Annotated in this window: 19 protein-coding genes and 1 tRNA gene; 8 read left to right on the top strand and 12 right to left on the bottom strand. The window is 52.1% G+C overall.

Annotated elements, in window-relative coordinates:
* The first annotated feature begins 4 nt into the window (after positions 1 to 4).
* Together trmH and recG are read left to right on the top strand one after the other, a co-directional pair.
* Positions 5 to 694: a tRNA (guanosine(18)-2'-O)-methyltransferase TrmH gene (gene trmH / locus OGX67_RS02650; protein ID WP_032950540.1), complete on the top strand. Its 690-nt coding sequence runs from the start codon at positions 5 to 7 to the stop codon at positions 692 to 694.
* Between the two features lie 5 nt (positions 695 to 699).
* Positions 700 to 2,781 carry an ATP-dependent DNA helicase RecG gene (gene recG / locus OGX67_RS02645; RefSeq protein ID WP_003837591.1) on the top strand — a complete coding sequence of 694 codons (2,082 nt, stop codon included), beginning with the start codon at positions 700 to 702 and terminating at the stop codon, positions 2,779 to 2,781.
* A gap of 42 nt (positions 2,782 to 2,823) precedes the next feature.
* Here the strand turns inward: recG and gltS are convergent, their stop codons facing one another.
* On the bottom strand, positions 2,824 to 4,029 hold the full coding sequence (gltS, locus tag OGX67_RS02640) for a sodium/glutamate symporter (protein WP_003024029.1): 1,206 nt from the start codon (positions 4,027 to 4,029) through the stop codon (positions 2,824 to 2,826).
* Positions 4,030 to 4,254: 225 nt separating this feature from the next.
* On the opposite strand from gltS, the gene xanP reads away from it, so the two are divergent.
* Both xanP and OGX67_RS02630 read left to right on the top strand, forming a co-directional pair.
* Complete coding sequence (gene xanP, locus OGX67_RS02635; protein ID WP_003024026.1) at positions 4,255 to 5,646, top strand: xanthine/proton symporter XanP; 1,392 nt, start codon at positions 4,255 to 4,257, stop codon at positions 5,644 to 5,646.
* A 121-nt stretch (positions 5,647 to 5,767) separates the two neighbouring features.
* The gene (locus OGX67_RS02630) at positions 5,768 to 7,477 is read left to right on the top strand and encodes an AsmA family protein (RefSeq protein WP_071696653.1); all 1,710 of its coding nucleotides are present in this window, start codon (positions 5,768 to 5,770) and stop codon (positions 7,475 to 7,477) included.
* Between the two features lie 42 nt (positions 7,478 to 7,519).
* Here OGX67_RS02630 and OGX67_RS02625 read toward each other — a convergent pair whose 3' ends face one another.
* The 9 genes from OGX67_RS02625 to OGX67_RS02585 all read right to left on the bottom strand — a co-directional run bounded on the left by OGX67_RS02625 (position 7,520) and on the right by OGX67_RS02585 (position 17,593).
* Complete coding sequence (locus OGX67_RS02625; RefSeq protein WP_257651358.1) at positions 7,520 to 8,197, bottom strand: D-lyxose/D-mannose family sugar isomerase; 678 nt, start codon at positions 8,195 to 8,197, stop codon at positions 7,520 to 7,522.
* Positions 8,198 to 8,246: 49 nt separating this feature from the next.
* A complete protein-coding gene (locus tag OGX67_RS02620; protein ID WP_257651359.1) occupies positions 8,247 to 9,107 on the bottom strand; it encodes a ketose-bisphosphate aldolase in 861 nt (286 codons plus the stop codon).
* A gap of 80 nt (positions 9,108 to 9,187) precedes the next feature.
* Positions 9,188 to 10,039: a class II fructose-bisphosphate aldolase gene (locus OGX67_RS02615; RefSeq protein ID WP_257651360.1), complete on the bottom strand. Its 852-nt coding sequence runs from the start codon at positions 10,037 to 10,039 to the stop codon at positions 9,188 to 9,190.
* Positions 10,040 to 10,050: 11 nt separating this feature from the next.
* Entirely contained in the window at positions 10,051 to 11,142 is a 1,092-nt protein-coding gene (locus tag OGX67_RS02610; protein WP_181509930.1) for a PTS fructose transporter subunit IIC, read from the bottom strand.
* Positions 11,143 to 11,168: 26 nt separating this feature from the next.
* On the bottom strand, positions 11,169 to 11,489 hold the full coding sequence (locus OGX67_RS02605; protein ID WP_003844521.1) for a PTS fructose transporter subunit IIB: 321 nt from the start codon (positions 11,487 to 11,489) through the stop codon (positions 11,169 to 11,171).
* Positions 11,490 to 11,508: 19 nt separating this feature from the next.
* A complete protein-coding gene (locus OGX67_RS02600) occupies positions 11,509 to 11,979 on the bottom strand; it encodes a PTS sugar transporter subunit IIA (RefSeq protein ID WP_003024008.1) in 471 nt (156 codons plus the stop codon).
* Positions 11,980 to 12,005: 26 nt separating this feature from the next.
* Complete coding sequence (locus tag OGX67_RS02595; protein ID WP_003024005.1) at positions 12,006 to 13,559, bottom strand: BglG family transcription antiterminator; 1,554 nt, start codon at positions 13,557 to 13,559, stop codon at positions 12,006 to 12,008.
* Between the two features lie 322 nt (positions 13,560 to 13,881).
* Positions 13,882 to 16,200: an alpha-xylosidase gene (gene yicI, locus OGX67_RS02590; protein ID WP_257651381.1), complete on the bottom strand. Its 2,319-nt coding sequence runs from the start codon at positions 16,198 to 16,200 to the stop codon at positions 13,882 to 13,884.
* Between the two features lie 10 nt (positions 16,201 to 16,210).
* Complete coding sequence (locus OGX67_RS02585) at positions 16,211 to 17,593, bottom strand: glycoside-pentoside-hexuronide family transporter (RefSeq protein ID WP_016151182.1); 1,383 nt, start codon at positions 17,591 to 17,593, stop codon at positions 16,211 to 16,213.
* A 290-nt stretch (positions 17,594 to 17,883) separates the two neighbouring features.
* Here OGX67_RS02585 and OGX67_RS02580 point away from each other — a divergent pair.
* Positions 17,884 to 17,978 (top strand) — tRNA-Sec (locus OGX67_RS02580).
* Between the two features lie 6 nt (positions 17,979 to 17,984).
* Here OGX67_RS02580 and OGX67_RS02575 read toward each other — a convergent pair.
* Both OGX67_RS02575 and OGX67_RS02570 read right to left on the bottom strand, forming a co-directional pair.
* On the bottom strand, positions 17,985 to 19,193 hold the full coding sequence (locus OGX67_RS02575) for a DUF3644 domain-containing protein (RefSeq protein ID WP_257651361.1): 1,209 nt from the start codon (positions 19,191 to 19,193) through the stop codon (positions 17,985 to 17,987).
* 35 nt (positions 19,194 to 19,228) lie between these two features.
* Complete coding sequence (locus OGX67_RS02570; protein WP_257651362.1) at positions 19,229 to 19,420, bottom strand: toxin-antitoxin system HicB family antitoxin; 192 nt, start codon at positions 19,418 to 19,420, stop codon at positions 19,229 to 19,231.
* Between the two features lie 126 nt (positions 19,421 to 19,546).
* On the opposite strand from OGX67_RS02570, the gene OGX67_RS02565 reads away from it, so the two are divergent.
* From OGX67_RS02565 to OGX67_RS02555, 3 genes are all read left to right on the top strand, one after another.
* The gene (locus OGX67_RS02565; RefSeq protein ID WP_057064909.1) at positions 19,547 to 19,837 is read left to right on the top strand and encodes a SymE family type I addiction module toxin; all 291 of its coding nucleotides are present in this window, start codon (positions 19,547 to 19,549) and stop codon (positions 19,835 to 19,837) included.
* Between the two features lie 117 nt (positions 19,838 to 19,954).
* Complete coding sequence (locus OGX67_RS02560) at positions 19,955 to 20,167, top strand: prevent-host-death protein (protein ID WP_257651363.1); 213 nt, start codon at positions 19,955 to 19,957, stop codon at positions 20,165 to 20,167.
* 369 nt (positions 20,168 to 20,536) lie between these two features.
* Positions 20,537 to 20,911, top strand: coding sequence for a Rap1a/Tai family immunity protein (locus OGX67_RS02555; protein WP_086504689.1), 375 nt, complete (start codon positions 20,537 to 20,539; stop codon positions 20,909 to 20,911).
* Positions 20,912 to 20,920 lie beyond the last annotated feature (9 nt).

Raw genomic sequence — 20,920 nt, 5'->3', positions numbered from 1 at the left:
TCTTATGAATGAACAGCGCTATGCACGTATCCGCGAGATGCTCGCACGTCGTCAGCCCGATCTGACCGTCTGCATGGAGCAGGTTCACAAACCTCATAACGTTTCCGCTATCATTCGTACTGCAGATGCGGTCGGCGTGCATGAAGTCCACGCCGTCTGGCCGGGTAGTCGTATGCGCACCATGGCCTCTTCTGCCGCAGGCAGCAACAGTTGGGTGCAGGTGAAAACTCACCTTACTATTGGCGATGCGGTCACACATTTAAAAAACCGCGGCATGCAGGTTCTGGCAACTCATCTGTCAGATAAAGCCGTGGATTTTCGCGATATTGATTACACGCGCCCCACCTGCATCCTGATGGGCCAGGAGAAAACCGGCATCACTCAGGAAGCGTTGGATCTGGCTGATCAGGACATCATCATTCCCATGACTGGCATGGTGCAGTCGTTGAACGTTTCGGTCGCCTCCGCGCTGATTCTGTACGAAGCACAACGCCAGCGGCAAAACGCTGGGATGTACCGACGAGAAAACAGCATGCTGCCACAAGACGAGCAGCAGCGCTTACTGTTTGAAGGCGGTTATCCGGTGCTGGCGAATGTCGCTAAGCGCAAAGGTCTTCCCTACCCTCACGTAAACACGCAGGGCGAAATTGAAGCCGATGCAACGTGGTGGGCCACTATGCAATCTGCGAGATAAACGCGATGAAAGGCCGTTTACTGGATGCCATCCCACTCAACTCTCTGACCGGCGTTGGCGCAGCGCAAAGCAGTAAACTGGCGAAAATTGGCCTGCACACCGTACAGGACCTCCTGCTACACCTCCCCCTGCGTTACGAAGACCGTACCCATCTGTACCCAATTGGCGAACTACTGCCGGGCGTCTATGCCACCGTTGAAGGCGAAGTGCTGAACTGCAATATCACCTTCGGCGGTCGCCGGATGATGACCTGTCAGATCAGCGATGGCTCCGGCATTCTCACCATGCGCTTTTTCAACTTCAGCGCAGCAATGAAAAACAGCCTAGCCACCGGTCGCCGGGTGCTGGCCTACGGTGAAGCCAAACGCGGGAAATACGGCGCAGAGATGATCCACCCGGAATACCGTGTGCAGGGCGATCTCAGCACGCCGGAATTACAGGAAACGCTGACCCCTGTTTATCCGACTACCGAAGGCGTGAAGCAGGCCACGCTGCGCAAGCTGACCGATCAGGCACTGGATCTGCTCGATACTTGCGCCATTGCCGAACTGCTACCGCCAGAGCTGTTACAGGGCATGATGAGCCTGCCCGAAGCACTGCGCACGTTGCACCGCCCTCCACCGTCGCTGCAACTCAGCGATCTGGAAACAGGACAACATCCGGCGCAGCGACGTCTGATTCTCGAAGAACTGCTGGCGCATAATCTCAGCATGCTGGCATTACGCGCCGGGGCGCAGCGTTTTCATGCCCAGCCGCTGAGCGCAAACAATGCGCTGAAAGATAAGCTGTTGGCGGCGCTACCATTTAAACCGACTGGCGCACAGGCTCGCGTTACCGCGGAGATCGAACGTGATATGGCACTGGATGTCCCAATGATGCGCCTGGTACAGGGTGATGTCGGCTCCGGTAAAACGCTGGTTGCGGCGTTAGCCGCCCTGCGCGCTATCGCACATGGGAAGCAGGTTGCGCTGATGGCCCCCACCGAATTATTGGCTGAACAACATGCGAATAACTTCCGCAGCTGGTTCGCACCGCTGGGCGTTGAAGTGGGCTGGCTGGCGGGCAAGCAGAAAGGCAAAGCGCGTCTGGCGCAACAGGAAGCCATCGCCAGCGGTCAGGTGCAGATGATTGTCGGTACCCATGCAATTTTCCAGGAACAGGTTCAGTTCAACGGTCTGGCACTGGTTATCATCGACGAACAGCACCGCTTCGGGGTGCATCAGCGTCTGGCGCTGTGGGAAAAAGGTCAGCAGCAGGGTTTCCACCCGCACCAGCTCATCATGACTGCCACGCCAATCCCGCGCACGCTGGCGATGACCGCCTATGCTGATCTCGACACCTCAGTAATTGATGAACTCCCACCGGGACGTACGCCGGTCACCACGGTCGCCATTCCGGATACCCGCCGCAGCGACATCATTGATCGCGTGCGCAACGCCTGTACCCACGAAGCGCGCCAGGCATACTGGGTTTGTACGCTGATTGAAGAGTCTGATCTGTTAGAAGCTCAGGCAGCAGAAGCAACGTGGGAAGAGCTTAAGATTGCGCTGCCAGAACTCAATATTGGCCTGGTACACGGCCGTATGAAGCCCGCCGAGAAGCAGTCAGTAATGGCGGCCTTTAAGCAGGGTGAACTGCATCTGTTGGTTGCCACCACGGTGATTGAAGTGGGCGTGGACGTGCCAAACGCCAGCCTGATGATTATTGAAAACCCGGAGCGCCTGGGCCTAGCCCAGCTGCATCAGCTGCGTGGCCGCGTAGGTCGTGGCGCGGTGGCCTCCCACTGCGTCCTGCTGTACAAATCACCGCTGTCTAAAACCGCGCAGAAACGCTTGCAGGTTCTGCGAGACAGCAACGACGGGTTCGTGATTGCGCAAAAAGATTTAGAGATTCGCGGCCCCGGCGAGCTGTTAGGTACTCGCCAGACCGGAACGGCAGAGTTCAAGGTCGCAGATTTACTGCGTGATCAGGCGATTATCCCGGAAGTTCAGCGCATTGCTCGCCATATTCACGAACGCTATCCGCAACAGGCCGTGGCGCTAATAGAGCGCTGGATGCCGGAAACCGAACGCTACTCCAACGCATAGTCGATTCATAGCGGCGGCGGATGTTACCCCGCCGCACAGCCGTTATTGCGCAAAAATCGGTAACAGCAGATACAGCTTAATCACCAGCGCGTTGACGATATCGATAAAGAATGCCCCCACCATCGGCACCACCAGAAACGCCATATGGGATGGCCCAAAGCGCTCGGTAATCGCCTGCATGTTGGCAATCGCCGTCGGCGTCGCGCCGAGGCCAAAACCGCAGTGTCCGGCAGCCAACACAGCGGCATCGTAGTTCTTACCCATCATGCGCCAGGTAACGAATATCGCATACAGCGCCATGAAAATGGTCTGCACAACCAGGATTGCCAGCATCGGCAAGGCCAGAGAAGCCAGTTCCCATAGCTTCAGGCTCATCAGCGCCATCGCCAGGAACAGTGACAGACTAACGTTACCCAGCACAGAAACCGCACGTTCGAACACCCGGTAAAAGCCCAGTAGCGCCAGACCATTGCTGAGGATCACCCCAACAAACAGCACGCAAACGAAGGTCGGCAGTTCCAGTACCGTTCCAACCAGCATTTGCGCAACGATTTTACCCACCGTCAGACAGATAGCGATCAGCGCGATGGTTTCAATCAGCACCAGTGAGGTGATCATGCGCCCAACGTCCGGCTTTTCAAATGCGGTCGGCACAGCCTGATCGTCCGGCATACCGTCTGGCGTGGTGGAGTGTTTGACCAGATAGCGTGCCACCGGGCCGCCAATCAGCCCACCCAATACCAGACCAAACGTTGCGCAAGCCATCGCCACTTCAGTCGCATTGGTGAAGCCATAACGTTCAATAAACAGCTTGCTCCATGCGGCCCCGGTTCCGTGTCCACCAGAGAGGGTGATCGAGCCAGCGATCAGACCCATCAGCGGGTCCAGACCCAGCAGGGTCGCCATACCAATACCGATGGCGTTTTGCATCAGCAACAGGCCAACAACCACAATCAGAAAAATACCCACCACGCGGCCGCCAGCACGCAAACTTGCGATATTGGCGTTCAGGCCGATGGTGGCGAAGAATGCCAGCATCAGCGGATCGCGCAGTGTCATGTCGAAGTTCACTTCCCAGCCCATGCTTTTTTTCAGCACCAGCAGCGCAATCGCCACCAGCAGGCCGCCCGCTACGGGTTCGGGAATGGTGTATTTTTTCAGGAAGGAAACAGACTGGACGAGCTTACGTCCCAGCAGCAACACAAGGGTTGCCGCAACCAGCGTTGATAACGTATCGAGATAAAACATTTACAGCTCCATTAGTGCGTTTAGCACAATCACGCACGATGCATTCCAGACCGATTTTTAGCTCTTATTGAGTTTTCGGGGTGGATTTTAAGCAGAAAATGATGAAAAGTTATATAAAAATGTTTGTTTATCCGTTTTAAATATTAAGAATACCTGCTAGCAAACGTTTGCTTTTCTGCCCTGGTCAGATAAAATCACCGCTTTTCCACCATGGGATTGCCTCTGATGTCCGTTAACGCCGTAGAGTCAACAAATGCGCAACCGGTTGCGCAGACTCACAACAGTGAACTGATTTACCGTCTTGAAGATCGCCCCCCGTTAGCCCAGACCTTGTTTGCCGCCTGTCAGCATCTGCTGGCCATGTTCGTCGCGGTAATTACTCCCGCTCTGTTAATTTGCCAGGCGCTTGGTTTACCGGCTCAGGATACTCAACACATTATCAGTATGTCGCTGTTCGCCTCCGGCGTAGCTTCTATCATTCAGATCAAAGCCTGGGGGCCGGTAGGCTCAGGGCTGCTATCCATTCAGGGCACCAGCTTTAACTTTGTTGCGCCACTGATTATGGGCGGTACGGCGCTAAAAACCGGTGGCGCAGATGTCCCAACCATGATGGCGGCGCTGTTCGGTACGTTGATGCTGGCAAGCTGCACCGAGATGGTTATCTCACGCGTACTGCATTTGGCGCGGCGGATCATTACCCCATTGGTCTCAGGCGTGGTGGTGATGATTATCGGCCTGTCGCTGATTCAGGTGGGTCTGACATCAATTGGTGGTGGCTATGCCGCAATGAGCGACAACACCTTTGGTGCACCGAAGAATTTACTGTTGGCAGGCGTGGTACTGGCGCTAATCATCCTGCTTAACCGTCAACGCAACCCTTACCTGCGTGTTGCGTCATTGGTGATTGCGATGGCGGCAGGCTATCTGCTGGCCTGGTTTATGGACATGCTGCCGCAAAATACCGCACCGGTAAGCCAGGACCTGCTAATGGTGCCAACGCCGCTGTATTATGGCCTGGGTATCGACTGGAGTTTACTGCTGCCGCTGATGCTGGTCTTTATGATCACCTCGCTGGAAACCATCGGCGATATTACGGCCACCTCTGATGTCTCCGAGCAGCCGGTTTCTGGTCCGCTGTATATGAAACGCCTGAAAGGCGGCGTGCTGGCGAACGGCCTGAACTCGTTTGTTTCCGCTGTGTTCAACACCTTCCCGAACTCCTGTTTTGGGCAGAACAACGGGGTTATTCAGTTAACGGGCGTTGCCAGCCGCTACGTCGGTTTTGTGGTGGCGTTGATGTTGATCGCGCTGGGCCTGTTCCCGGCGGTTAGCGGTTTTGTACAGCATATTCCTGAGCCAGTACTGGGCGGGGCAACGCTGGTAATGTTCGGTACTATCGCCGCATCCGGCGTGCGTATTGTGTCCCGCGAGCCACTGAACCGCCGCGCGATTCTGATTATCGCGCTGTCGCTGGCCGTCGGCCTGGGCGTCTCCCAGCAGCCGTTGATCCTGCAGTTCGCCCCGGACTGGGTGAAAAACCTGCTCTCTTCCGGCATTGCCGCAGGCGGTATTACCGCTATCGTTCTGAACCTGGTGTTCCCACCAGAAAAGCAATAAGCAAACTACGGCGTTGATTCTGAATCAACGCCGCTGTAACGCTCTTTCACCATTCCCGCCTTGAGCATTGCGTCTAAATCGTGCATAACTTGACTATGTGCACTTCGCGGGATGGAAGACCATGAAATTTATTGGAAAGCTGCTTCTTTACGTGCTGATCGCCCTTGCAGTGGCGATCCTCGGCCTTTATTTTCTACTGCAAACCCGCTGGGGCGCAGAGCACGTCAGTGCCTGGGTTTCACAGAACAGCAGCTACCATCTGGCCTTTGATGCCATCGATCACCGGTTTTCTTCCCCTTCCCATATTCTGCTGGAAAACGTCACCTTTGGCCGGGATGGTCAGCCCGCCACGCTGGTCGCCAAAACGGTCGATATTGGACTCAGTAGCCGCCAAATCACCGACCCGCTGCACGTAGACACCATTTTGTTGCAAAACGGCACGCTGAATCTTTCCCAGCAAACCGCGCCGTTACCGTTTCAGGCCGATCGCCTGCAATTGCAGGATATGGCGCTTAACAGCCCCGGTAGCGAGTGGAACCTCAGCGCCCAGCGCGTTAACGGCGGCGTCATTCCCTGGAGCCCTGAAGCAGGTAAAATTCTCGGCAGCAAAGCGCAAATTCAGCTCAGCGCCAGTTCGTTGACGCTCAACGATGTCCCGACCACCAACGTCTTGATTGAAGGCAGCATTGACCATGACCGGGTGACGCTTAGCAATATTGGCGCAGACGTGGCGCGTGGAGCATTAACCGGCGTAGCGCAACGCAATGCCGACGGGAGCTGGTTAGTGGAGAATCTGCGCCTGAACGATATCCGGCTGCAAAGCGACAAATCGCTGGCCGACTTTTTTGCCCCGTTAAGCACCATTCCTTCCCTGCAAATTGGTCGTCTGGAAGTAACGGATGCCCGTCTGCAAGGCCCTGACTGGGCGGTGACGGATCTCGATCTGAGCTTGCGCAACATGACCTTCAGCAAGGACGACTGGCAAACTCAGGAAGGAAAATTGTCGATGAACGCCAGCGAGTTTATCTACGGCTCTCTGCACTTCTTCGATCCGATTCTGAACGCCGAGTTCTCACCACAGGGTATTGCGCTGCGCCAGTTCACCACCCGCTGGGAAGGCGGTATGGTCAGAACATCCGGAAACTGGCTACGCAGCAACAAAGCGCTGGTCCTCGATGATGCCGCTATTGCCGGTCTGGAATACACGCTGCCGGAAAACTGGAAGCAGCAGTGGATGAAACCTCTGCCAACATGGCTAAACAGCCTGACGCTGAAGAAATTCAGCGCCAGCCGCAATCTGGTAATTGATATCGACCCGAGTTTCCCGTGGCAGCTCACCGCGCTTGACGGTTACGGCGCTAACCTCGGGCTGGTACAGAACAATCAGTGGGGGATCTGGAGCGGGAGCGCCACCCTCAACGCCGCTGCCGCTACCTTTAACCGCACGGATGTACGTCGTCCTTCGCTGGCGCTGACGGCGAACAACAGCACCATCAATATCAGTGAACTGAGCGCCTATACGGAAAAAGGGCTGCTGGAGGCCACCGCCAGCATTTCGCAGTTGCCTCAGCGCCAGGCTCAGATCAGCCTGAACGGACGCGGCGTGCCAATGACGATCCTGCAGCAGTGGGGCTGGCCCGCACTGCCGCTTTCCGGTGATGGTAATATTCAGCTTACCGCCAGCGGCAATATTCAGGCCGATGCGCCGCTCAAGCCAACGGTCAGCGGGCAACTGCATGCGGTGAACGTGGAGAAACAGCAGGTCACGCAGACTATGCAGGCGGGTGTGGTTTCAGGGAGTGAAGTCACAGCACCACCACCTGCGCAATAATTTATTGCCCGGTGGCGCTTCGCTTACCGGGCTTACTCACGCTCATAAACGAATATATTCACTGCACAACAGCCACTTCACCGGCTCATCCTCTTCAATCGCCGGGAAGCGACCGCCAGGCTCCAGAAAGTGGTTGTCATGCTGGTCGTCATTGACCATCGAGATTTCCCAGCCCAGCACGAACGCCTTCTCCGCCCAAAAGCGATGATACAAGCGCGGCGGCAGGCACACCCCCTGTCCCGGTTTCAATACCAGCGTCTCGCCAGCGTCAACGGTACGCCGCTGACCATCGACGCTAACTTCAACAATACGCCGTGCGTCATACCCGTCATCAGGCGCGGCCCATGCCAGCTGCATACATAAGTCACCGCCGCCGCGATTCACGATATCTTCCATTTTATGGCGATGAAAATGCCATGGCGTTTGCTGATCCTGCTGAATTTGCAGCATCTTTTCAGCATACGGTTTGGGGTAATTAGCTGAGCCTGGCAGACCATTGCGCAACGTCAGTAACGTCAGTCCCGTTTGCGCAAAATCTCCACGCCCAAAGTCGGTAATATCCCAGCCCAGCTGGAGATCGCACACTTCACGCCACAGAGATTGATCCTGTTGTCGCCAGGCATCGATCGTAAAATATGCAAAATCAGGCAGACAGACCCGAAAAGTCTCGGCAATGGCATGCGCTTTATCGACGGCATAATTAATATGTGAACGCTTCATTCCACTTTTCCTTGTTGCGAAAGAGGCGGGTCACCCCGCCTGCATGCCGTTAGTAAAGTGATGCTTTGCCGGTTGAACCGAACAATTTCATTTTGTGGCGGATCACGTCCCGCGCGGCGCTAATGGCTTCTGGGTAGATTACGTTCGGGTCCCACCAGGTTTCTTTCGCCAGGATTTCGCGGACTTTCTGGAAGTAGGCGTATTTCATATCGCTGGAAATGTTGATTTTGCCAACACCCAGCGTCACGGATTCGGCAATTTCCGCATCCGGGTTCGCGGAACCACCGTGCAGCACCAGCGGAATATCCACACGCCCGGCAATGTCGCGCAGGATGTTCATTTGCAGCTCTGGCTGCATCCCTTTCGGGTAGATCCCGTGCGCGGTTCCAATCGCCACCGCCAGCGTGTCTGCACCGGTTCGGGCGATAAAATCCTCTGCCTGAGCAGGATCGGTATAAGTAACCTTCGACACGCCGCCTTCCACTGACGTCCCGGTCTGACCAATCGTACCCAACTCCCCTTCCACGGAAACACCTACCGCATGCGCCAGCTTGACCACTTCGCGGGTCAGCGCCACGTTCTCTTCATACGGCAGCAGCGAGCCATCAATCATCACCGAGGTAAACCCACACTGAATCGCCCGCAGAACATGCTCAACCGAAGCACCGTGGTCCAGATGCAGAGTAAACGGCACTGAGCTACGCATCGTGATATCACGGACGTAGCTAAAAAACGCATCGCCGACAAAATCATGTTCGCTGGGGTGAATGGAGATAATCGCCGGGGTGTTGGTCGCTTCCGCTTCTTCCACAACTGCACGTACAAAGCAGCTGTCCGCCACGTTGAATGCGCCGATAGCAAAACCGTGCTGACGAGTAGGTTGCAGTAATTCTTTCATCGAAACTAACATGTTAATTCTCCAGTTTCAGGGTGTAGAAAGCCCTGCCAGTGCGTCATCGCAGAGGCATAGAAGGCGTTACAGAAAATGAATCAGGCTTTGCCGATAGCGCCGCTGGCCTGCAGGTACGGAATAATGGCTTCCTCGCAGGCCTGCTCCATCAGGGCCAGGGCATCAACGAGCTCACCGGATGTGTCACGACACAGGGTATGCAGTAGCGCAACCTTTCCGGCTTCGAAAACCGCCGCACCAACGTTTATCTTGGCGACACCAAACGTCGGGCAACGCTGTAGCTGATCAAACGGCGTCCCGCTGCCGCCATGCAGCGCCAAAGGTACCGTTGATAAACGGGCTATTTCCTCCAGCCGCAGGAAATCAATAGCAGGTGTGATACCCGGCGCGTACATGCCGTGTGCCGTACCCACCGACACCGCCAGCAAATCGATCCCGGTCTGTTGGATAAAGGGTTCCACGTCGGCGGCCTGAGTCATCAAATCAGCGTTAGCGGCATGGTCATAGCGCGGAGCATCGGCCAGATGGCCCAGCTCGCCTTCCACGCACAGAGAAACGCTGGCTGCGAGCTCGACCACTGCCCGGGTCTGGCGAATGTTCTCCTCCAGCGCAAAGGCGGAGGCATCGATCATTAACCCGCTGAATCCGGCGCGAAAAGCCTGACGAATGCGTACAGGATCCTTTCCATGATCCAGCGCCAGCGCGACCGGTACTGAGGCTTCCTCTGCCAGCGTTTTGACGACCGCAGCCGCTATCGGGGCCGGAAAATGCTCCAGATGCCCCTGATACAGATTCAGAATGATGGGCGCACGATGTTTCTCTGCCACCCGAACCGCCGCGCGGGCGCTTTCCAGGTTCATGCAGTTGATGGCCAGCAGCGCGTACTGCTCGCGCCAGGCTTTCGTCACCATGCTTTTCATATCGGCAAACATACGACCTCCGCTTATTCCAGGGTGAAGGTGATTTCTTCGTCTTTCAGCTTTTGATCGCTGAGTTCGTCAAACTCTTCGTCACGCTCGGTCACCGGTTTCTTCCACAGCGACAGCATGACGCCGCAAATCACCGTGCCGATCCCCAGCGCCAGGCAAAACAACAGCGGGTGCGTAAAGAGTGGGACCACGAACATACCGCCGTGCGGAACCGGGCTTTCAACGCCCCATACCATAATCAGTCCTCCCGCTACCGCCGAGGCCACCACACAGGAGCCCACCACGCGCAGCAGGTCGCGCGCCGCAATCGGAATGACCCCTTCGGTAATCATGCAGATCCCCATCGGGAATGCCGCTTTCAGCGCCTCGCGCTCCGCACGGGTGTACTTGTGACGCGTCAGCAGGAAGGAGAGCGTGATGCCAAATGGCGGGATCATCGAACCAACAAACTTCACCGCTTCCGGGCCATACACGCCGCTAACCAGCATGCCGTCCGCGAACAGCGACATGGTTTTATTCACCGGCCCGCCGAAGTCGAATGTCGCCATTGCGCCGAGGATAGCGCCCATCAGGAAGCGGGACCCGCCCTGCATGGACTCCAGCAGATGAATCAACGCGTCCTGCAGCCAGGCTATCGGCTTGCCAATCAGCGTCATCATCAACAGGCCGCCAATGACAGTGCTCAGTACCGGCAGCACCATGATGGGCATCAGCCCCTGCATCGACTGCGGTAAACGGATATAGCGCTTGAGCAGCAGGACGGTATAACCGACCAGAAATCCGCCCAGCATCCCGCCGATAAAACCGGTATGAATTTCGCCGCAAACAAAGCCGACAATCAGGCCCGGCGCAAATCCGGGACGATCGGCAATGGAGTACGCAATCGCCGCACTGATCAGCGGTACGATTAACCCCATCCCCCAGCCGCCAATCTGGTTGAGCATCCAGGGTATGGTTCCTGTTTTTTCACCTACGTTAGTGCCGCCAAGTATTTGCCCGAGAGCAATACAGATCCCGGCGGCGACAATTAACGGGATCATCCACGAAATCCCCGTTAATAAATGTCTTTTTATTTCCTGAGATAGCGGAATTTTATTTTCACTCATGTGAAATCCCTCCAAAATGAGGATCGCTACTGGTTATTATTAACTAATGATTTTTCAACCTTTTCAAGAAACTGAATGGGCGATTTTATGACGATTTCGGTTTTCACTCGCACGATGCGTTTATTTGAAAATCGTTCCTCCCCTTTTATTTTGACATCGACAGCAAGAATTACGACATCAGCTGCAGAAATATCCTCTGTCAGCAGTTCGTTCTCCGTGCCGATAGTTCCCTGGGTTTCAACTCTTATATTATGACCAAGCGCTTTAGCACCTTTAATTAGCTTCTCACGGGCAATATAGGTGTGCGCAATACCCGCCGTACAGGCGGCAACACAAACAATATTCATAACATGCTCCACTTTTTATTTAGCAGACATTGGATTCAGCATATTGGCTAAAAAGCTCAATAATTTTCTGTGGACTGCTTTCGACTAACAGTTGTTCAATAATGTCGTCATCCGCCAACGCGCCGGCAACCTGCGAAAGCAGACGAATATGTGTAGTGTTTTGATCTTCAAGACGTACGGCAAACAGAATGATGCAGCGCACGTTGCTGCCATCCAGGGTTTCCCAGGGAATATCCTGGCGGGTACGCCCAATTGCCAGCGTGGTATTGACCACCGCCGAGGATTTCCCGTGCGGGATCGCAATATGATTTTCGAAGCCGGTCGAGCCTTCTGATTCACGCTGCCAGACATCCTGAATAAACGTTTCCCGACAGCTAATTGCCCCATCTTTCTGCAGAATATCCGTCAGTTCCTCAATAGCCTCCGTTTTGTTTGTGGCCTTCATGTCCAAAATAACGCGATTTGTATTGAGTATTTTCGTGATGTCCATCAATCATACCTCATGGAGTTCAGACATTAATTTTCGACGACCAGCGACGTCGCCCGATGTAATTTTTCCGTAATAACCGTTTCTGTTACCCGCTTAATATCTGCATCATTGAAAAAGGCGGTGACATACACGACCGGCATAGCAACAGCAGGTAAATTTATCGTCGATACCACCAGTTCAATATCGTCAGTCAGTACGGAGGGCAGGCTGCCTGCCGATACCACGCCGACGATAGTCCAGTCCGGAAAGGCGCGCAGAATACGGCTTTTGAGTAAGTGAGAGGTGCCAATACCGGTTGAGCAGACCAGCAGCACACGCTTACGCGCTATCTGCCGCTCCATTGCGGCTTGAAAATGCACGGTTAAATATCCCACCTCATCTTCCGACACGGGCCGCTCGCCCCAACCGCTAAACACCCGATTCACCGCGCACTGGGTCAGACGCCACACGTCCTGCAACTCGCCTTTAATATCCTCCAGCAGCGGATTACGAATGCGGATCTGGTAGTTCAGGCGGTTAATCAGCGGCTTAATGTGGATCAGCAATCCGTCATACAGCGCCGTGTCCTGGCTAAGATCGCTGTCGACCATCTCGGCAAAGGAGGCAATCAACCGATGGGTAATCAAACGCGCTTCGTCGCTAGAGTGCATATGGCCAATCACGCTCACGTCGTTATGCTCTTCAATTACCACGCCGGAAGAGATAATGTATTGATAAATAAACCAGACTTCGTCTTCCGGTAGCGGGTGGGCAATGCGTTTTTCAATATGTTGAATCATCCGGCTGGCAATGGAAAAAATATTCTCGTCACATGAGGTGATATTTTCATCTTTTCTCGGCAGCGCATTGCCCCGCGTGATGCGGTACATCATGATCAAAATATGGGTAAAGATATTGACGTAATAAGGCTCGCCCAGAGACCAGCACAGGTCGTTCTCCATTTCCTGCAATAACGTCTGGACAAATAAAACATCTTCTTCGCCAAAGTAATGCACTAAGGCTTTATAACTGCCCGGGTCAAGGCGTGAATAAACCACGTTACCAGGTTCATTATGGTTAATCACGCCGTTAATCAGCGACGCCATCGCCTGGCGTACACCGCTCTCGCTGCCTTCGATATGCGTGCCGCTCTGACTGCGAATCAACGACAGGCCCAGTGGGGTAATCCAGGATTCAATTACTTTCAGATCATTAACAATCGATGCGCTACTAATGAAATAACGTTCGGATAATTTACTGATCGACGTTTCATGCGGCGTTTCGCTTAATAACTGTGAGGCTATCTTGACTCGCCGTGAATTATTCATCATGCCGTCAGTATCATCACCTTCCGATCCTAATAACTGATCCATATATAAAAGGTCGGTAATATTATCGGAACTTAATATCACCCCAGCACCAGCACGTTTATCGATGGTTATTTTCCATTCTGATAACCATGGTTCCAGTAAGCGCAGATCGCGCTGCACAGTTTTCTCTGAAACAGATAAATACTCGGCAATTTTCAGCAGCGTGACATATTCCTTCTTAGACAGAAGAAACTTTAATAATCTGTTTTGTCGCGAGGTAATCATTTGCATTATTTACCCTTATCACACACCAGATTAAATAGCTAAAGAAGCGCTTATGCTCCACGTGTAATCCGTGATGATAAATATAAGAGGACTACGATGCGTCAACAATACTAAATCGTGTCCAGTAATCCGGACAGAAATAAGACAAAAAGAGGAAATAGTGAGATATTTACGGCGCAGATCACATTTTTCGCGGGAATCAGAGTGATACCGCTCGCAAATATGCAGAGATAAAAATTTAATTCAGGATGTTTTGGATTTTCAGATCTGGAATGCTGCTCGCAGCGTGGGCCGGATAAAACGCATCCGGCACCACCTCGACACATGCTTACAAGGTAATCGTCAGCTCACTGTCCTGTGGAGTAATAACTACACCCAGCTCACTGTCCATATGCGACCCGCATTTAATGCCGCCAATTTCCTGAATATTTCGCAGGCACAGCGTCCAGTTACGTGCCTCACCGTTCCCTTTCACAGTGATGGTATTACCTACACGCGTCGCCTTCAGCGTGAAGATAACCGAGCCGTCCATCGCAGGCACTTCACACACCGCTTCCCGGCCCTCCTGCAGATGGAACAGCTGGAACGCGGTTCCTTCATGCCAGGCGTAGTCCGGCTTCTGGTTATTGCTGCCCAGCGCCAGCAGAGTGTTCTCGCGCACGTAGACTGGCAGACTCAGGAAGCCATGCTGCTGTTTATGCCAGCGACTGCCAGACACCTCGTCGTTACGCCACAGATGCGTCCAGCGTCCTTCCGGCAGGTAAAACTGCACATCGCCCGCCTCGCTAAACACCGGCGCAACCATCACGCTATCGCCCAGCATGTACTGGCGGTCGAGGTAATCGCACGCCGGATCGTCCGGGAACTCCAGCATCATTGCGCGCATCATCGGCGTGCCTTGCTCATTGGCGCGCGCCGCTTCGCGATACAGATACGGCATCATGCGGCATTTCTGCTCGGTGAAGTAGCGCACCACATCGCAGGATTCGTCATCGTACGCCCACGGTACACGGTAGGATTTGCTACCGTGCAGACGGCTGTGGCTGGAGAGCAGCCCGAACGCACACCAGCGCTTGTAGACGTGCGCCGGGGCGGTATTCTCAAATCCGCCAATATCGTGACTCCAGAAGCCAAAGCCGGACAGACCAATGGACAACCCGCCGCGCAGGCTTTCGGCCATCGATTCATAGTTGGCATAGCAATCGCCGCCCCAATGCACCGGAAACTGCTGCGCGCCGACCGAAGCTGAACGGGCAAACAGCACCGCCTCTTCTTCACCGACAGTCTCTTTCAGCACGTTCCACACCAGTTCGTTGTAGATGTACGCATAATGGTTATGCATTTTCTGCGGATCGGCACCGTCAAACCACTGAACGTCAGTAGGAATGCGTTCGCCAAAGTCGGTTTTGAAGCAATCCACGCCGATATCCACCAGACCTTTCAGCTTGTTGGCGTACCACTCACAGGCTTGCGGATTAGTGAAGTCATAAATCGCCAGGCCCGGCTGCCATTTATCCCATTGCCACAGGGAACCATCCGGCCGCTTGAGCAGATAGCCTTTCTCTTTCAGCTCTTTGAATATTGGCGATTTCTGGCCAATATACGGGTTAATCCACACGCAGACCTTCAGCCCTTTTTCTTTCAGGCGGCGGATCATGCCTTCCGGATCCGGGAAGGTCAGCGGATCCCACTCAAAGTCGCACCACTGGAAGGCTTTCATCCAGAAGCAGTCAAAGTGGAAAACGTGCAGCGGCAAGTTGCGCTCGGCCATGCCGTCAATAAAACTGTTGACCGTCGCTTCGTCATAATTGGTGGTGAACGACGTGGTCAGCCACAGGCCGAACGACCAGGCAGGCGGCAGCGCGGGACGGCCAGTGAATTGGGTATAACGGTTCAACACGTCCTTCGGCGTTGGGCCGTCGATGACGAAATATTCCAGATACTCGCTTTCCACGCTGAACTGCACTTTCGACACTTTCTCAGAGCCGATTTCAAACGACACGCACTGCGGATGGTTCACCAGTACGCCGTAACCGCGGTTGGTGATATAGAACGGGATGTTCTTGTAAGATTGCTCGGTGCTGGTGCCGCCGTCACGGTTCCAGGTTTCTACCGTTTGCCCGTTACGCACCAGCGCGGTGAAGCGTTCGCCCAGTCCGTATACCGTTTCCCCAACACCCAGATCCAGGCGCTCAAACATATAGTTGCGCCCGCTGTTGGTATCCTGCACGTAGCCGTTGTTTTTCAGCTGGCTGCCGGTAATACGTTCGCCGTTACGCAGGAAATCCAGCGACCAGAATTCCCCTTTGGTTACGCGCACGCTCAGGTTACCGCTCTTCAGTTCGGCAATCTCAGCGGTGTTGCGCATCTCGACCTTCACATCCTGCAGCACATTGAGCGGGTAATGCGGACCGGTATCCAGCGCCCCCTGGAAGTGCTCCAGACGCACACCGACCACGCCTTCCTGCGGCGAGAAGAAGCGCAGGGTAAACAATGGGGTATCCAGTTGCCAGGTACGTTCACGCACGTCGCGCGGCGCAACGTAGACAATCATCTCATTGCCCTGCTGTTCAACCTCGAACACCTGAATCGGGTTAATCACGTTCAGACCGGGCTGAATCAGCCAGTTTCCATCGCTAATTTTCATCATCGGTTCCTTAATTCTGTAATTCTTTCGTCGTGAAATCCTGCTGATTGCGGCGCGCGCCCTGCGCCAGTTGGCTCATGATTTCAGTCAGATACGGGGTTTTTAGGGTGTAGAAGCGTTTGGCGATCACGGCACTCAGCAGGTAGCAAATAGCCGGGACTATGGTGAACAGCGCGATGATGATGCTAATGGTGGCGCCGTTCTGGGTTTTCGCTGCGGCGTCGTAGCCCCCACCTGCCAGCATCCAGCCAATCAGCGCCCCGCCGAGCGCCAGACCCAGCTTGAGCACGAACAGCGTGCCCGCAAAGCTGATCCCCGTCAGACGTTTTCCGTTGCACCACTCGCCGTAATCCACGGTGTCGGACATCATTACCCACTGAATTGGCGTCACGAGCTGATGCAGTACGCCAATCACGAAGATGAAGACGAACATAGTGATGTTGGCGTGCATCGGTACGAAGAACATCGCCAGACTGACGACCGCCAGCGCGGCGTTGGTCCACCAGAAGACGCTGACTTTGCATTTCCAGTCAGTCAGCGGCTTCGCCAGCGCAGAGCCGATCAGGTTGCCGACGCAATAGGTGGTAAGGAAGGCGACAAACACTTCTGGCGTGCCCAGAATCCAGGTGACGTAATACATCATCGCCCCGCCGCGTACGCAGACAGCAAGGATGTTGAGAATGGTCAGCAGGCCGACGATGCGCCATTGATCGTTCTGCCAGATGTCGCGCAGGTCTTCACGCATTGAGTTGCTGCTCGGCGGCGCTTCCACGCGTTCTTTGGTGGTGAAAAAGCAAAATGCCAGCATCAGGAACGCCACAACCGAGAGCACGGCAATCCCGCCCTGAAAGCCGAACGCTTTATCCTCGCCGCCAATCAGATTTACCAGCGGCATCATCAGCACGGTGGAGAGCATGCCGCCCGCCGTCGCCAGCACGAAGCGCCAGGACTGCAGGGAGATACGCTGCGTGGGGTCATTGGTGATGACACCGCCCAACGCACAGTAGGGGATGTTCACTACGGTGTAGAGCAGGGTCAGCAGGGTGTAAGTGATGGCGGCATAGATCATTTTGCCGTTTAGACTGAGATCTGGCGTACTGTAGGCCAGCACGCAAACCAGGCCAAACGGCAGTGCGCCAAACAGTACCCACGGGCGGAATTTCCCCCAGCGCGACCGGGTGCGGTCGGCGAGCAGTCCCATGCAAGGGTCTGAGATAGCATCCAGCGCGCGGGCCAGCAGGAACATGGTGCCGACAAATCCGGCCGGAATACCAAAAATATCGGTATAGAAGAACATCATATATAACATGACGTTATCGAAGATAATGTGGCTCGCCGCATCGCCCATTCCGTAGCCAATCTTCTCTTTAACGGACAAAATCTCACTTTTCATTACGCATCCTTGTTAGCACTTTCACACGCACTGATACCGGTTACAGTTCTTGTAAACCATCCCTGTGAGCGCGGGTATTCCGATATCTCGTTATCAAATTACGATTCTTGTTTTCTGTGATCAGAGTTGCGTCGAAAAATGTGATGAAATGTAACTACCGGATTTATTGAGGATTTATATGAAACCGATCATGGCAAGACAAAAGGGAAGTTAAAAAAGTGAGTGAGGGGGTGTGGAAACCGTAGGAAGTAGCTATAATGCGCCCCGCCTCCATGTAGCAATCGAGGCGCGGAAGATCGTCATCTCCGGTGAGGTGGCTGGACTTCAAATCCAGTTGGGGGCGCCAGCGTTCCCGGGCAGGTTCGACTCCTGTGATCTTCCGCCAAAATTCCTATTTTTTGATGATTTTTTTGTAATGGGTTGTTGACTCTTCTAGCCATCCAGGTTGTTCTAAGTTTTTAATAACCCATTGTATGAATTTCTCAGAATAACGATGTCTATTATCAATGGTATAATGCATATCAGATCGTTTTGCTTTCTGTATATTATGCTTCTTAATTATTGCGGTGAAAGAAAATTTCGTGAGTACAACATTCTTCTGTTGGCTATTTATTTTCTCAATTGCTGAACCTTGATAATAAGGATGAGTTATATCAGGATCTCTAGTTTCTCGAATAATTATTGCATTACTATCTTGGTTTCCTAAACCCAATGATAAATCACTATCTTTCTCACATTTAGTAAGTGTAAGCTTATAGTCAATTGATATACTAAATTCATTTGAGTTTTGTTCTTTAGAAGCTTTATGAAATCTTGTCAGAAACTCACGTGCAACATTTGCAGTCATCTCACCATAGTTTTCTTTAATAGTGGATATATCACTTTTAGGGCCATCTACAACTAAGCTTAACATTCCAACGCTCTGTCCAGCTAATGGTGACATACCTGTTTCTTTCAAATAACGCTGTTGATAATTTAAAACATTAGCCTGAAAAAGACGAGAAAGCTCCGGTTGTAACTCAGGTAATAATAAATGTATAGCCCCATCTCTAAGTTCAATTAAAGTATCTAGATTTTTCTTAACAGGATCATTTTGCTGCAACCTTTTATTAATTGCATCAGTTATACTTACAGAATATCCATTTTTCTTAAAAACTGCATCCATGCCTAAATACTTAAGTAATTCTGCTTTTAACAATAGCTCCCAAGCATTGACTGATAGTATACAAAATGCTTCAACTCTATTATCTAGTGTTGGCCTATTATATACCTCCAATGACAAAACAAATGCATCCAAACTTCTTTTCAGGAGAGATTTATAAATTTTTGTTTCTGGTGTAAGATTTTTTGCTCTTAAAGATTGAGACATCAAACAAATAAAATCGTCATTTGATATCGTCTGTATTCCTTCACACTTCCATAGCTTACCATTCAAACTATTTAAATATATTCCATTCAACTTCTCATTTATATATTTTCTTATACTGTTTTCAGTATAACCAGTTTCAGTAGCTAACTCAGTAATCGTGAATAACTTTCTAGACTTTTCAAATCTTCTTAGCACATCCAATAACTTCAATTGGTTAGCTGTTCTAGCCATTTCAAATTCCCTCTCAAATAATAATGCCTATGAACTTACCCATTGGGTTTAATACCTTTCCTCCGCAACGCCTCCCTCGCCAGTTCCTTCAACCAACTGGCGAGACTTACCCCTTCTTCAGTAGCTACTGCATCCAACTGCTCCTTCAATGCCGGATCAATACGCATTTTGAACTGCGGTGACTGACCGCCGCCTTTTGGTTTTTTTTCGCGCGATATGATTGACATGGGGCCACCTATCCAATTACTCTCACTATATAGGAGGCCACCTAAAAGCCTTCTACACTAGCAACGCCCCGTTGTGCGGGAACACAGCCGGAGCGTCTAACCTCACCAACTATCAAGGAGTTGATTATGGCTGATTCGCATTCTACCCCAGACACCGACCAATCAGGAACCGAACGTTCGGTAATTGTGGGATATCGCCCGAATGTTTTCGACAAATCCACGCCCAAAATTATCCTTTCAGGCAAGTGGCTACGCGCAGCGGGGTTTGATACCGGGCAACAGATTAGCGTAAAAGTGATGAACGGTTGTATCGTCCTGATGGTATATGGAGAACAGGAGCAACGATTGCAGGATGAGCTGCAAGAGGCAAATCAGAAGTTAAAAAGAATTGAGAGCACGCTGGCGACTCTCCAGTGAAGTGCGGCTGAACATGCAAGCAGTACTTACAGGTTCACTTGGTGCCGGATGGCGCTTGCGCTTATCCGGCCTACTCTCCTGGAAAATGAAGCCAAAGTGTAACGGGAACCCAAACAAATGAATCACCACGAAAAACCAGACACCATCTTTTCGATTGACGACGATGAAAAAGTCGAAGAAATAAAAATTCAGTTACTGAAAGCCAAGATTCAATGTGCACAATTTGATATTCATTCTGATAATATTGTTAACGGCGATAATTTCTTTGATGAATTAATGGAGCCTAATAAATTAAAAAAGCATTATAAACTTACGGACAATAATCAATAATTATGATATTTGAAGCAGCGACTCATTATCCATGAATCAGAAACGCATTAGAAATCATTCAATCACTACACTAAAAATCATAATAAAAATACTATCCTGATAGCCTATGCCAAACGATAAACATGACAGCACAATAAACACCATATTATAATCCCGCTAAAAATACACAGGCATCCTTTTTCTTTAATCAGGAAGGGACAGCCTCGTTTCTAATAAATTAGATTATTGGGTTACATATGAAAAACGTATTCATGGCAATGGTTATCGCTCTCGTCACTATCACCGCATCATCTACTGTTTTCGCATGCCCGAAAGGAGAACACCCGCACGGCGGTACTGGCTCACACCATAAGGGCGGCTGGTGCTCGTATGATCAGTAAAATTGCCATTCCTGTCGTGTTATTGCTCTGTTTTTCAACGCCTGTACTGGCAAAATCGACATTGAATATCGACGGCAACTCGCTTTATCACGGTTATCAGTTGTATGAGAAAGGTTTTGATTATTTGAATGTTCGGGATGAACAGACAGCAGTGATGTATATGTCTTTTGTTGCCGGTGTAGCGGGGACACTATCAAAAGAAAATATCATCTGTAATGAAAGCATAACCATTGGACAGGAAGCTGATATTGTTGGTAATTACCTCCAGACCCATCCTAAAGAACGAACAAAATACAGTCCTTCTGAATTGGCCATGATTGCTTTGGGCAAAGAACTTGCTTGTAACAAAAATAGTAATAGCTAGCGCTGTACG

It is taken from the genome of Citrobacter sp. Cf118, from assembly GCF_030334095.1.
Classification (GTDB): domain Bacteria; phylum Pseudomonadota; class Gammaproteobacteria; order Enterobacterales; family Enterobacteriaceae; genus Citrobacter; species Citrobacter freundii.
Note: the sequence above shows the minus strand (reverse complement) of the source record. Positions and strands in the feature narration are given on the sequence as shown.

Bases quoted from the DNA above. Each gene is read 5' to 3' on its own strand.
- trmH (WP_032950540.1), top strand. From the start codon at position 5: ATGAATGAACAGCGCTATGCACGTATCCGCGAGATGCTCGCACGTCGT.
- recG (WP_003837591.1), top strand. From the start codon at position 700: ATGAAAGGCCGTTTACTGGATGCCATCCCACTCAACTCTCTGACCGGC.
- gltS (WP_003024029.1), bottom strand. From the start codon at position 4,029: ATGTTTTATCTCGATACGTTATCAACGCTGGTTGCGGCAACCCTTGTG.
- xanP (WP_003024026.1), top strand. From the start codon at position 4,255: ATGTCCGTTAACGCCGTAGAGTCAACAAATGCGCAACCGGTTGCGCAG.
- OGX67_RS02630 (WP_071696653.1), top strand. From the start codon at position 5,768: ATGAAATTTATTGGAAAGCTGCTTCTTTACGTGCTGATCGCCCTTGCA.
- OGX67_RS02625 (WP_257651358.1), bottom strand. From the start codon at position 8,197: ATGAAGCGTTCACATATTAATTATGCCGTCGATAAAGCGCATGCCATT.
- OGX67_RS02620 (WP_257651359.1), bottom strand. From the start codon at position 9,107: ATGTTAGTTTCGATGAAAGAATTACTGCAACCTACTCGTCAGCACGGT.
- OGX67_RS02615 (WP_257651360.1), bottom strand. From the start codon at position 10,039: ATGTTTGCCGATATGAAAAGCATGGTGACGAAAGCCTGGCGCGAGCAG.
- OGX67_RS02610 (WP_181509930.1), bottom strand. From the start codon at position 11,142: ATGAGTGAAAATAAAATTCCGCTATCTCAGGAAATAAAAAGACATTTA.
- OGX67_RS02605 (WP_003844521.1), bottom strand. From the start codon at position 11,489: ATGAATATTGTTTGTGTTGCCGCCTGTACGGCGGGTATTGCGCACACC.
- OGX67_RS02600 (WP_003024008.1), bottom strand. From the start codon at position 11,979: ATGGACATCACGAAAATACTCAATACAAATCGCGTTATTTTGGACATG.
- OGX67_RS02595 (WP_003024005.1), bottom strand. From the start codon at position 13,559: ATGCAAATGATTACCTCGCGACAAAACAGATTATTAAAGTTTCTTCTG.
- yicI (WP_257651381.1), bottom strand. From the start codon at position 16,200: ATGAAAATTAGCGATGGAAACTGGCTGATTCAGCCCGGTCTGAACGTG.
- OGX67_RS02585 (WP_016151182.1), bottom strand. From the start codon at position 17,593: ATGAAAAGTGAGATTTTGTCCGTTAAAGAGAAGATTGGCTACGGAATG.
- OGX67_RS02575 (WP_257651361.1), bottom strand. From the start codon at position 19,193: ATGGCTAGAACAGCTAACCAATTGAAGTTATTGGATGTGCTAAGAAGA.
- OGX67_RS02570 (WP_257651362.1), bottom strand. From the start codon at position 19,420: ATGTCAATCATATCGCGCGAAAAAAAACCAAAAGGCGGCGGTCAGTCA.
- OGX67_RS02565 (WP_057064909.1), top strand. From the start codon at position 19,547: ATGGCTGATTCGCATTCTACCCCAGACACCGACCAATCAGGAACCGAA.
- OGX67_RS02560 (WP_257651363.1), top strand. From the start codon at position 19,955: ATGAATCACCACGAAAAACCAGACACCATCTTTTCGATTGACGACGAT.
- OGX67_RS02555 (WP_086504689.1), top strand. From the start codon at position 20,537: ATGATCAGTAAAATTGCCATTCCTGTCGTGTTATTGCTCTGTTTTTCA.